Raw genomic sequence first — 11,523 nt, 5'->3', positions numbered from 1 at the left:
CCCGCCGCTCACGAGCGGCGGGCCGGCCCCTTCTCCTTCTTCCGGTGCGTGGGCGGCCCGGTCAGCCCCGGGTGGCCGCGGCCGCGCCGGCGTCGCTGTGCTCGCCGCGCGGCCGGGGGACGTCCGCGTCCTCGTCCGGGCGGCGCACCCGGACCGTGCCGTTGGACACCCGCACCTGGAGCGCCGGCTGCTGCGCGGTCGCCGGGCCGCGCACCACCGTGCCGTCGTCCAGCCGGAAGGTGCTGCCGTGCCACGGGCAGGTGATGCACTCCCCGTCGGTCTCACCCTCCGACAGCGGGCCCCCGAGGTGGGCGCAGGTGTCGGTGAGCACGCGGACCGTGTCGCCCCCGGTGCGCACCACCACGACGGGCACCGTGCCCAGCATGGCGCGCACCGGCTCCCCCTCGGGGAAGTCGGCGACCGGACCGATGTCCTGCCAGCCCTCGGGCAGCAGGTCGCGGTCCTGGTCGGCGTGGCTGGGGCCGCCCGCGAGGTTGTAGGCGATGTGCGCGCCGAGCATGCCGCCGATGCCCACCATCCCCATGCCGGCCAGGCCCAGGGCCCGCCCCCACCCGTGGCGGCCGCGGTGGCGGGCCAGCGCCGACGCGGCGAACAGCGCCCAGCCGGTGTTGTTGGCCGCGGCGTGCACCACGCCCACGCGCTGGTGGCGCTCGTGCTGGTCGGACCAGTCCGCGGCCCCGGCCACCATCGCGGGCAGGGCGCTGACCAGGCCCAGGTCGACCAGGCGGCGGGCGGCGCGCTCGGTCCCGGGGAACAGGTCGAGCACCGTCGCGGACGTCCACGCGCCGATGGGGATCTGCACCAGCAGCGGGTGCAGGGGATGGCCCAACTGGACCCCGTGCAGCGTGTCCTTCACCGGTCCGCTCGGCATCCGGTCGAGGACGGACCGGTAGAAGTCCACGACGCGGTCGAGTCGTCGGTCCCGCTCGATGCGGCGGATCGCGTCTCCGATTCTCATGCGCCCCCGGCTACCCCGAAGCGCCCGCGACAACCCTCGGCCGCGCCCGGCGCGGGGCACCGCGCGTGTCCGCGACCCGGAAACGCTCACTCTGCGTGATCATGCTTCGGGGTGCAACCCCATGAGCACGCGGCTTCGACTCCGCTGTGTTTGAGAGTCGCTGCGCTTGGTAGTCGAGTGGCCATGCCCGCACGCGGGAACGCGCAGCCGCTCACCCGGCCCCGGAGGGACAGTCGATGCGATTTCTCGGTATCAACTCGGTGTTCCACGATCCGGCGGCGGCGCTGGTCGTCGACGGCGCGACCGTGGCGGCGGCGGAGGAGGAGCGCTTCAGCCGCCGCAAGCACGGCAAGGAGGCCGTGCCCTTCTCCGCCTGGGAGCTGCCCGAGCAGGCCGCCCGCTGGTGCCTGGAGACCGCCGGCCTGACCCCCGAGGACCTCGACGGCGTCGCCTACTCCTACGACCCGGACCTCGTCGTCCCCGACGGCCCCGGCCAGGACCCCGCCTGGGAGGAGCTGCGCACGCTCTACGCCCGCCGCGCCCCCGCGTTCCTCGCCACCGCCCTGCCCGGCCTGGACCCCGCGAAGGTCCGCCACGTCCCGCACCACGTCGCCCACGCCGCCTCCGCCGGCCTGGCCATGCCGCCCACCGGGGGCGTGCGCGACTGCGCCGTGCTCGTGGCCGACGGCCGCGGCGAGGACGCCTGCCACCTCGCCGGCGCCTACCGCGACGGCCGGCTGGAGGTCCTCGCCCGCCAGGAACTGCCGCACTCGCTCGGCCTGCTCTACGAGGAGCTCACCGTCCACCTGGGGTTCCACCGCTCCAGCGACGAGTACAAGGTCATGGCCCTGGCCTCCTCCGGCACCCCCCGCTACCTCGGCGAACTGCGCCGGCTGGTGCGCTGCGGCGACGACGGCCGCGTGCACATCGACCCCGTCGACCTGCACGCCTTCGTGAAGAACCGCGCCCCCGGCGCCGACTTCGAACCCGAGCACGCCGACCTCGCCGCCAGCGTCCAGCGGCGGCTGGAGGAGGTGCTGCTCCACCTCACCGCCTGGCTGCACGAGCGCACCGGGCTGGACCGGCTGGCCATGGCCGGGGGCGTCGCGCTGAACTGCGTCGCCAACACCCGCGTCCTGGCCGAGGGGCCGTTCCGCGAGGTGTGGGTGCAGCCCGCCTCCGGCGACTCCGGCACCGCCCTCGGCGGCGCCCTGCACCTCGCCGCCGAGCACGGCGACACCCCCGCCCCCATGCTCCGCGCCGACCTCGGCCGCGGCTGGACCGACGAGGAGCTGGCCGCCGCCCTCGACACCGCCGCCGTGCGCTACGAGCGCCCCGCCGACCTCGCCGGGGAGACCGCCGCCGCCCTGGCCCGCAACGAACTCGTGGCCTGGTTCCAGGGGCGCAGCGAGTACGGCCCGCGCGCCCTGGGCCACCGGTCGCTGCTGGCCAACCCCACCGACCCCGCCAACCTCGACCGGCTCAACGACGTGAAGGGCCGCGAGAGCTTCCGCCCGGTCGCCCCGATGGTCCGCGCCGAGCGCGCCGCCGAGATCTTCACCCGCGGCCCGCTGCCCAGCCCCTACATGCTGTTCGTGCACGACGTCGCCGACGCGTGGCGCGACCGCATCCCCGCCGTGGTGCACACCGACGGCACCGCCCGCGTGCAGACCGTCGACCCCGCCGCCGAACCGCTGATGGCCGAGGTCCTGGCCCGCTTCGAGGAGCGCACGGGCGTCCCCGTCGTCGTCAACACCAGCCTGAACACCGCCGGCCGGCCCATGGTCGACAGCCCGCGCGACGTGTTGGAGCTGTTCGGTTCGGCGCCCGTGGACCTGCTCGTCCTCGGCCCGTTCACCGTCCGCCGCGCCGGCGTCCACGGGGGGCGGTGAGCATGGCCCGCCCCGGCTACTCCGTCGTCGTGCCCACCGTCGGCCGCCCCGCGCTCGACCGGGTGCTGGAGCCGCTGCTCGACGCCACCGAGGACGCCCCGGAGGCCGTCGTGGTCGTGGACGACCGGCCGCCGGGCGCCGCCGCGGGCGCTGCGGTCACCGCGCGCCCCGGGGTGCGCGTGCTGCGCTCCGGCGGGCGCGGCCCGGCCGCCGCCCGCGACGTCGGGTGGCGCGCCGTCGGCAGCGAGTGGGTCGTCTTCCTGGACGACGACGTCGTCCCGCCCGCCGACTGGACCGTCCGCCTCGCCGCCGACCTCGCCGACCTGCCCGACCACGTCGCCGGCAGCCAGGGCACCATCGAGGTGCCGCCGCCCGAGGGCCGGCGGCCCACCGACGCCGAGCACGCCACCCTCGGCCTGGCCGGCGCCGCCTGGATCACCGCCGACATGGCCTACCGCCGCTCCGTACTGGCCCTGGTCGGCGGGTTCGACCGCCGGTTCCGCCGCGCCTACCGCGAGGACACCGACATCGCCCTGCGCGTCCTGGACGCCGGATACGGCCTGGTCCGCGGCGAACGCGTCACCGTCCACCCGCTGCGCGACCCCGGCCCCCTGCACAGCCTGCGCTCCCAGGCCGGCAACGCCGACGACGTCCTGATGCGCCGCCTGCACGGCCCCCACTGGCGCGAGCGCGTCGGCGAGCCCCGCGGCCGGTTCCGCCGGCACGCCCTGACCACCGCCGCCCTGGCCGGCGCCGCCGCCGCGGCCGCCCGCGCCGCCGCGGGCCGCTCCGGGTGGGGCCCGGCCGCGGCGCTGGGCGGCCTCTGGTCGGCGCTGACCGCCGAATTCGCGTGGCACCGCGTCGCCCGCGGCCCGCGCACCCCCGGCGAGACCGCCGCCATGGCCGCCACCAGCGCCCTCATCCCGCCCCTGGCCTGCTACCACCGGGCGGCGGGGGAGTGGCGCCACCGCGGCGCCCGCCCGCACCGCGACCGCCCCGTCAAGGCCGTGCTCTTCGACCGCGACGGCACCCTCGTCCACGACGTCCCCTACAACGGCGATCCCTCCGAGGTGCGCCCCGTCGCCGGGGCCCGCGCCGCCCTGGACCTGGTGCGCGCCGCCGGGCTGCCGCTGGGCGTGGTCAGCAACCAGTCGGGGATCGCCCGCGGCCTCATCACCCGCGACCAGGTCGACGCCGTCAACGCCCGCGTCGAGGAGCTGCTCGGCCCCTTCGACACCTGGCGGGTCTGCGCGCACGGCGACGCCGACGGGTGCGCCTGCCGCAAACCCCGCCCCGGGCTGATCCTGGACGCGGCCGCCGACCTCGGCGTCGCGCCCGAGGAGTGCGTCGTCATCGGCGACATCGGGGCCGACGTCGACGCCGCCCGCGCCGCCGGCGCCCGCTCCGTCCTGGTCCCCACCCCCCGCACCCGCCCCCAGGAGACCGCCGCCGCCCCCGCGACGGCCCCCGACCTGCGCACCGCCGTCCGCCGCGCCCTGCGGGGAGCCGCCGCGTGACGGCCCCCCGCGCGTCCGCCCCCGCCCACCCCGTGACCGACGTCCGCACCGCCCCCGGCCCGGCCGCCCCGCGCGGCGGCACCGTCCTGGTCGCCCGCATGGACAACGTCGGCGACGTGCTGCTCGCCGGCCCCGCCGTGCGCGCCGCCGCCGCCGGAGCCGACCGGACCGTCCTGCTCGCCGGGCCGCGCGGCGCCGCCGCCGCGCGGCTGCTGCCCGGGGTGGACCGGGTCCTCGAATGGCGCGCCCCCTGGATCGACCCCGAACCCGGCCCCGTGCGCGCCGCCGACGTCGACGCCCTCACCGCCGCCGTCCGCGCCGAGGCCCCCGACGCCGCGCTGATCCTCACCTCCTTCCACCAGTCGCCGCTGCCGCTGGCGCTGCTGCTGCGCCTGGCCGGCGTGCCCTGGATCGGCGCGATCAGCGACGACTACCCCGGGTCCCTGCTCGACCTGCGGCACCGCGCGCCCTCCGGGCCGCCCGAGGCCGAACGCATGCTCGGCCTCGCCCAGGCCGCCGGGTACCGGCTGCCGCCCGGCGACGACGGCCGGCTCGCCGTGCGCCGCCCCCTGCCCGACGCCACCGGCCTCACCGGCGGCCCCGGCTACGTGGTGGTGCACCCCGGCGCGACCGCGCCCGCCCGCGCCGTCCCCCCGGACCTGGCCGCCGCCACCGTCGACCGGCTCACCGGCGACGGGTGCCGCGTCGTCGTCACGGGCGCCCCCGCCGACCGCGACCTCACCGCCCGGGTCGCCGGCACCCGCGCCGCCGACCTCGCCGGACGCACCCGGCTGCCCGAACTCGCCGCCGTCCTCGCCGGCGCCGCCGCCGTCGTCACCGGCAACACCGGCCCCGGCCACCTCGCGGCCGCCGTCGGCGCCCCGGTGGTGTCCCTGTTCTCCCCCGTGGTCCCGGCCTCCGCCTGGGCGCCCTACGGCACCCGGCTGCGGCTCCTCGGCGACCAGGGCGCCCCCTGCCGGGGCACCCGCGCCCGCACGTGCCCCGTACCCGGGCACCCGTGCCTCACCTCGCTCAGCGCCGACGACGTCGCCGGCGCCGTGCACGACCTCATCGCGGAGGGAACATGACCACGAGCCGCCTGGAGGAGCCCACCCCCGCCGCGCCGCCCGGTGGTGGAGGCGGGCCGCGCGTGCTCATGTGGCACGTCCACGGGTCCTGGACCACCTCCTTCGTGCAGGGCGGGCATCCGTGCCTGCTCCCCGTCACCCCCGACCGGGGCCCCGACGGGCGCGGCCGGGCCGCCACCTGGGACTGGCCCGGCACCGCCGTCGAGATCGCCCCCGAGCGGCTGCGCGACGAGCACGTCGACGTCGTCGTCGCGCAGCGCCCCCACGAACTGGAGCTGGCCGAGCGCTGGCTCGGCCGCCGGCCCGGCCGCGACGTCCCCGCTGTCTACGTCGAGCACAACACCCCCAAGGGCGACGTCCCCGGCACCCGCCACCCGCTGGCCGACCGCCGCGACCTGCGCATCGTCCACGTCACCCACTTCAACGACCTGTTCTGGGACTGCGGGAGCACCCCCACCACGGTCATCGAGCACGGTGTGGTCGACCCCGGGTACCGCTACACCGGCGACCTCGCGCGCGCCGGGGTCGTCGTCAACGAGCCGCTCCGCCGCTGGCGGGTGACCGGCACCGACCTGCTCCCCGGGTTCGCCGAGGCCGCCCCCCTGGACCTGTTCGGCATGGGCGTCGCCGGCACCGCCGCCACCCTCGGCGTGCCCCCCGACCGGCTGGCCGCCCACGACGACCTGCCGCAGGAGCGGATGCACACCGAGCTGGCCCGCCGCCGCGCCTACCTGCACCCCATCCGCTGGACCTCGCTGGGCCTGTCCCTGATCGAGGCGATGCTGCTCGGCCTGCCCGTCGTGGTGCTCGCCACCACCGAGGCCGTGGAGGCCGTCCCCGCCGACGCCGGGGTGGTCAGCACGCGCCTGCCCGTCCTGCGCCGCGCACTGCGCGACCTGGTGGCCGACCCCGACCGCGCCCGCGAGACCGGCGCGGCGGCGCGCGCCGCCGCCCTGCACAGATATCCGCTCTCCCGGTTCCTCGACGACTGGAACCGGCTGCTCCAGGAGGTGGCACGGTGAGAATCGCCATGGTGTCCGAACACGCCGGTCCACTGGCCGTCCTCGGCGGCGAGGACGCGGGCGGGCAGAACGTGCACGTCGCCGAACTCGCCCGCGCCCTGGGCGCCCGCGGCCACGACGTCACCGTCTACACCCGCCGCACCGCCCCGGACCAGCCCGCCACCGTCGACTTCGCGCCCGGCGTGCGCGTCCGCCACGTGCCCGCCGGCCCGCCCCGCGAGATCCCCAAGGACGACCTGCCCGCGCACATGCCCGCCTTCGGCGCCTGGCTCGCCGCGGAATGGGCCCGCACCACCCCCGACATCGTGCACGCCCACTACTGGATGAGCGGGCTGGCCGCCCTCCAGGGCACCGCCGACCTCGGCGTCCCGGTCGTCGCGACGTTCCACGCGCTGGGCGTGGTCAAGCGCCGCCACCAGGGCGAGGCCGACACCAGCCCGCCCGAACGCGAGGCCGCCGAGCGCACCGTCGCCCTGGAGAGCGCCCGCGTCATCGCCACCTCCGTCGACGAGCGCCGCGAACTGCGCTCCTGGGGGGTGCCCGGCGCCCGCATCGCCGTGGTGCCCTGCGGGGTCGACACCGAGCTGTTCCGCCCCGAGGGCCCCGCCGCGCCGCGCGGCGAGCGCCCCCGCGTCCTCAGCCTGGGCCGGCTCGTCCCGCGCAAGGGCGTCGACACCGTCGTCCGCGCCATGGCAGCGGTGCCAGAGGCCGACCTGGTCGTCGCCGGCGGGCCGCCCGCCGACGGCCTCGACGCCGACCCCGAGGTCGCCCGGCTGCGCGGCATCGCCCGCGCGTGCGGGGTGGCCGACCGGGTCGAGTTCACCGGCCGGGTCGCCCGCGCCGACGTGCCGGCGCTGCTGCGCTCGGCCGACATCGCGGTCAACGTGCCGTGGTACGAGCCGTTCGGCATGTGCACGGTCGAGGCGATGGCGTGCGGGGTACCGGTGATCGCCTCCAGCGTCGGCGGCCACCTGGACACCATGATCCAGGACGTCACCGGCCGGCTCATCCCGCCCGCCGACCCGCGCACCCTGGCGGCGTGGCTGCGCACCCTGCTCACCGACCCGGTGCTCAAGGAGAGCTTCGGCATCGCCGGCGCCGACCGGGCCATGGCCCGCTACACCTGGCCGCTCATCGCCCGCCAGACCGAGGAGCACTACGACCGGGTGCTGCTGGAACGGGGCTCCGCCCCGCCGCCCCGGGCGGCCGAGCACGCCGCCGGACCGGCCACCCTGACGGGAGGCGCCTGATGCACCCCAGGCTGCGGGAACTCCAGCGCACGCTCGAACAGGTCGACGCCGCGCACGTCGAGCAGTGGGGCCGCTACCTCGGCGACGCCCTGGCCGCCGGCCGCCGGCTGTTCGCCTGCGGCAACGGCGGCAGCGCCGCCGAGGCCCAGCACCTCACCGCCGAACTGACCGGGCGCTTCCAGAACGAGCGCCGCCCGCTGTCGGCCATCGCGCTGCACGCCGACACCTCCAGCGTCACCGCCATCGGCAACGACTACGGCTACCGCGAGGTGTTCGCCCGCCAACTGCGCGCCCACGCCCGGCGCGGCGACGTGCTGCTGTGCCTGTCCACCAGCGGGGCCAGCGAGAACGTGCTCGCCGCCGCCATGGCCGCCCGCGAACTCGGCGTGGTCAGCTGGGCCCTCACCGGCCCCGACCCCAGCGCCCTGCTCGCCGCCTGCGACGACGCCGTGCGCGTGCCCTCCCGCGACTCCGCCACGGTGCAGGAGGTCCACCTCACCCTCATCCACCTGCTCTGCCAGACCATCGACGCGACCTGCGGCGCCGCGGCGCCCCGGCAGCGCCTGCGCACCGAGGAGGCCACCGCATGACGCCGGACGAACCGCCGCTCGTGGTGGTGGGCGACGCCCTGCTCGACATCGACCTGCGGGGCGGGTCCCGGCCCGGCCCCGACGGGCGCGCCCCCGTCCTCGACGACCCCAGCGCCTGGCACCGCCCGGGCGGCGCCGCGCTCGCCGCGTGGCTGGCCGCGCGCGACGGCCACCCCGTCGTCCTCGTGACGGCGGCCGCCGAGGACACCGCGGGCCGCCGGCTCGCCGCCCTGCTGCGCGACTCCGTCACCCTGGTCCGCCTGCCGCTGCGCGGCACCACCCCCGTCAAGTCGCGGGTGCAGGCCGACGGCCGCACCGTGCTGCGCGTCGACTCCGGCGCGGGCACCGCCGACCCCGACGCCCCGCACGAGCGGGCCGCCGCCGCCATCGCGGCCGCCGGGGCCGTCCTCGTCGCCGACTACGGGCGCGGCGTCGCCGCCCTCCCGGGCGTGCGCGCCGCCCTGGCGGCCGCCGCCGAGCACACCCCCGTGGTGTGGGACCCCCACCCGCGCGGCCCCGACCCCGTCCCCGGCGCCTGGGTGGTCACCCCCAACGCGGGGGAGGCCGGGGTCGCCGAGGACGACCCCGACCGGGCGCGCCGCCGCGCCGCCGCCCTCGCCCGCCGGTGGAAGGCCCGCTCCGCGGCCGTCACCCTGGGCGCCCGGGGCGCCGTCTGGGCGCCCGCAGCGGGCGCCGGCGGACGCCACTTCCCCGCGCCCGAGGACCTCGGCGCCGAGGACGCGTGCGGCGCGGGCGACCGGTTCGCCGCCTGCGTCGCGGGCGCGCTGCGCCGCGGCGCGGCCGTCCCCGACGCCGTCGCCGAGGGCGTGCAGGCGGCCTCCCGGTTCGTCGCCCACGGCGCGGCCGGCAGCGCCGCCGCCCTGGGCCCCATGGCCGGGGCGCTGCCCCTGGGCCTGGGGGAGAGCGCCGAGGAACTGGTCGAGCGGGTCCGCCGCAGCGGCGGCCGGGTGGTCGCGGCGGGCGGCTGCTTCGACGTGCTGCACGCCGGCCACGTCAGCCTGCTGCGCCGCGCCCGCTCCCTCGGCGACTGCCTGGTGGTGTGCGTCAACGGCGACGCCACCGTGCGGGCGCGCAAGGGCCCCGACCGGCCCCTCAACGCCGTCCAGGACCGGGTGCGGGTGCTGTCCGCGCTGGACTGCGTCGACGCCGTCACGGTCTTCGACGAGCCCACGCCGGCCGAGGTCATCGACCGCCTCCGCCCCGACGTGTGGGTCAAGGGCGGCGACTACGCCGCCGGCGACCTGCCCGAGGCGGGCGTCGTCGCCGGCTACGGCGGCGAGATCACCATCCTGCCGCTGCTGCCGGGGCACTCGACCACCGGCCTGGTGGCGGCCATGCGCTCCACCCGCGGCTGACCGCCGCCGACGACGAGAGGGGAACACACCCGTGCGACCGCTGGGGAACACACTGATCACCGGGGGCGCCTCCGGGCTGGGCGCCGCCGTCGCCAGGGCCGTGCGCGCCGAGGGCGGGCGGCCGCTCGTCCTCGACCGCGTCCGCCCGCCCGGCGACCACGCCTTCGCGCAGGTCGACGTCACCGACCGCGCGTCCGTGGAGGACGCCGTCGCCCGCCTCGCCGCCACCGCCGGCGGCATCGACGCCGTCGTCAACGCGGCCGGCACCGACGCCTGCGGCCGCCTCGACAAGGTCGACCCCGACGACTGGGAGCAGGTCGTCAAGGTCAACCTCATCGGCACCGTCTCGGTGGTGCGGGCCGCGCTGCCCTTCCTCAAGGAGAGCCGCGGCACCGTCATCGACTGCGGGTCCACGCTCGGCGTCAAGGCCGTCAGCGACGCCACCGCCTACTGCGCGTCCAAGTTCGGCGTGGTCGGGTTCACCCGCGCCCTCGCCGCCGAACTCGCCGGGGAGGTCGGGGTCACCCTGCTCATCCCCGGCGGCATGGACACCGCCTTCTTCGACGGCCGCCCCGAGCAGTACCGGCCCGGCCCCGACGCCACCCTCAACCCGCCCGAGCACGTCGCCCGGGCCGTGGTCTTCGCCTTGCGCCAGCCCCCGGGGTGCGAGGTGCGCGAACTGGTCATCTGCCCGTCGCAGGAGACCTCCTGGCCCTGACCGCCACCACAAGGGGGAACGATGCAGAGACAGGGGAAGCACCGCCGCGCCGTCGTCACCGGCGGCGCCGGATTCGTCGGCTCACACCTGTGCGAGCGCCTGCTCGACGCCGGCACCGAGGTGGTGTGCGTGGACAACCTCGCCACCGGCAGCACCGCCAACATCGAACGGCTCGCCGACACCGGCGCGTTCACGTTCATCGAGGCCGACACCACCCACCCGCTCAACGTGCCGGGCCCGGTCGACGCCGTGTTCCACCTGGCCTCGGCGGCGTCCCCGCGCGACTACCTGCGGCTGCCCGTGGAGACCCTGGAGGCGGGCAGCCTCGGCACGCGCAACGCCCTGGACCTCACCGTGGAGAAGGGGGCGCGGCTGGTCCTCGCCTCCACCAGCGAGGTCTACGGCGACCCGCTGGAGCACCCGCAGCGCGAGACCTACTGGGGCAACGTCAACCCCGTCGGCCCGCGCAGCGTCTACGACGAAGCCAAGCGCTACGCCGAGGCGCTGGCCACCGCGTTCCACCGCGCCTACGGCACCGACGTCGGCATCGCCCGCATCTTCAACTCCTACGGGCCCCGGATGCGCGGCGACGACGGCCGGGCCATCCCGACCTTCGTCCGCCAGGCGCTCGACGGCGACCCCATCACGGTCTCCGGCGACGGCCTGCAGACCCGCTCGCTGTGCTACGTCGAGGACACCGTCGAAGGGCTGCTCGCCCTGGCCGCCGCCGACATCACCGGCCCGGTGAACATCGGCAGCCCGCACGAGCTGTCCATGCTGCGGCTGGCCGAACTCGTGCGCGGCCTGGCGGGCTCGGACTCCGAGATCACCTTCATCGGGCGGCCCGTCGACGACCCGCGGTTCCGCCGCCCCGACACCCGGCTCGCCGCCGAGGCGCTGGGGTGGCGGCCGCGCGTCTCCATGGAGGAGGGGCTGCGCCGCACCATCGACTGGTTCGCCGCCCGCCGCACCGAGGAGGCCGCCGCGGCAGCGGCGGCGGAGGCCGCCCGCGCGGCCGCCGCGCAGGCCGCGTCGGCACCGGTCGGCGGCGCCTCCTGACCCGCGCCGCCCCCGCCGCGGCCGCGGCGGGG

10 protein-coding genes are annotated in these 11,523 nt (G+C 77.8%); 9 read left to right on the top strand and 1 reads right to left on the bottom strand.

Features of this window, described 5'->3' with window-relative positions:
- Window positions 1–61 precede the first annotated feature (61 nt).
- On the bottom strand, window positions 62–979 hold the full coding sequence (locus NT8_RS23905) for a Rieske (2Fe-2S) protein (protein WP_067973985.1): 918 nt from the start codon (window positions 977–979) through the stop codon (window positions 62–64).
- A gap of 236 nt (window positions 980–1,215) precedes the next feature.
- Between NT8_RS23905 and NT8_RS23900 the strand changes: the two genes are divergently transcribed.
- The 9 genes from NT8_RS23900 to NT8_RS23860 all read left to right on the top strand — a co-directional run bounded on the left by NT8_RS23900 (window position 1,216) and on the right by NT8_RS23860 (window position 11,491).
- Window positions 1,216–2,871 (top strand): carbamoyltransferase family protein, encoded by a 1,656-nt coding sequence (locus tag NT8_RS23900; protein WP_067973982.1) that lies wholly within the window; start codon window positions 1,216–1,218, stop codon window positions 2,869–2,871.
- Window positions 2,872–2,873: 2 nt separating this feature from the next.
- Window positions 2,874–4,388: an HAD-IIIA family hydrolase gene (locus tag NT8_RS30065; protein ID WP_067973979.1), complete on the top strand. Its 1,515-nt coding sequence runs from the start codon at window positions 2,874–2,876 to the stop codon at window positions 4,386–4,388.
- Between the two features lie 98 nt (window positions 4,389–4,486).
- Window positions 4,487–5,476: a glycosyltransferase family 9 protein gene (locus tag NT8_RS30060; protein ID WP_067973990.1), complete on the top strand. Its 990-nt coding sequence runs from the start codon at window positions 4,487–4,489 to the stop codon at window positions 5,474–5,476.
- 68 nt (window positions 5,477–5,544) lie between these two features.
- Window positions 5,545–6,498 carry a glycosyltransferase gene (locus NT8_RS23885; protein ID WP_157515950.1) on the top strand — a complete coding sequence of 318 codons (954 nt, stop codon included), beginning with the start codon at window positions 5,545–5,547 and terminating at the stop codon, window positions 6,496–6,498.
- Complete coding sequence (locus NT8_RS23880) at window positions 6,495–7,748, top strand: glycosyltransferase (RefSeq protein ID WP_067973977.1); 1,254 nt, start codon at window positions 6,495–6,497, stop codon at window positions 7,746–7,748. The genes NT8_RS23885 and NT8_RS23880 overlap by 4 nt, the downstream gene beginning before the upstream one ends.
- Entirely contained in the window at window positions 7,748–8,338 is a 591-nt protein-coding gene (locus NT8_RS23875) for a D-sedoheptulose-7-phosphate isomerase (protein ID WP_067973975.1), read from the top strand. The genes NT8_RS23880 and NT8_RS23875 overlap by 1 nt, the downstream gene beginning before the upstream one ends.
- Entirely contained in the window at window positions 8,335–9,714 is a 1,380-nt protein-coding gene (locus NT8_RS23870) for a PfkB family carbohydrate kinase (RefSeq protein WP_067973972.1), read from the top strand. The genes NT8_RS23875 and NT8_RS23870 overlap by 4 nt, the downstream gene beginning before the upstream one ends.
- 31 nt (window positions 9,715–9,745) lie before the next feature.
- Window positions 9,746–10,432, top strand: coding sequence for an SDR family oxidoreductase (locus tag NT8_RS23865; RefSeq protein WP_067973970.1), 687 nt, complete (start codon window positions 9,746–9,748; stop codon window positions 10,430–10,432).
- A gap of 21 nt (window positions 10,433–10,453) precedes the next feature.
- Window positions 10,454–11,491, top strand: coding sequence for a UDP-glucuronic acid decarboxylase family protein (locus NT8_RS23860; protein ID WP_067973967.1), 1,038 nt, complete (start codon window positions 10,454–10,456; stop codon window positions 11,489–11,491).
- Window positions 11,492–11,523 lie beyond the last annotated feature (32 nt).

The organism is Nocardiopsis trehalosi NBRC 14201, assembly GCF_001552555.1.
Taxonomy (GTDB): domain Bacteria; phylum Actinomycetota; class Actinomycetes; order Streptosporangiales; family Streptosporangiaceae; genus Nocardiopsis_B; species Nocardiopsis_B trehalosi.
Note: the sequence above shows the minus strand (reverse complement) of the source record. Positions and strands in the feature narration are given on the sequence as shown.

Bases quoted from the DNA above. Each gene is read 5' to 3' on its own strand.
- NT8_RS23905 (WP_067973985.1), bottom strand. From the start codon at position 979: ATGAGAATCGGAGACGCGATCCGCCGCATCGAGCGGGACCGACGACTC.
- NT8_RS23900 (WP_067973982.1), top strand. From the start codon at position 1,216: ATGCGATTTCTCGGTATCAACTCGGTGTTCCACGATCCGGCGGCGGCG.
- NT8_RS30065 (WP_067973979.1), top strand. From the start codon at position 2,874: ATGGCCCGCCCCGGCTACTCCGTCGTCGTGCCCACCGTCGGCCGCCCC.
- NT8_RS30060 (WP_067973990.1), top strand. From the start codon at position 4,487: ATGGACAACGTCGGCGACGTGCTGCTCGCCGGCCCCGCCGTGCGCGCC.
- NT8_RS23885 (WP_157515950.1), top strand. From the start codon at position 5,545: ATGTGGCACGTCCACGGGTCCTGGACCACCTCCTTCGTGCAGGGCGGG.
- NT8_RS23875 (WP_067973975.1), top strand. From the start codon at position 7,748: ATGCACCCCAGGCTGCGGGAACTCCAGCGCACGCTCGAACAGGTCGAC.
- NT8_RS23870 (WP_067973972.1), top strand. From the start codon at position 8,335: ATGACGCCGGACGAACCGCCGCTCGTGGTGGTGGGCGACGCCCTGCTC.
- NT8_RS23860 (WP_067973967.1), top strand. From the start codon at position 10,454: ATGCAGAGACAGGGGAAGCACCGCCGCGCCGTCGTCACCGGCGGCGCC.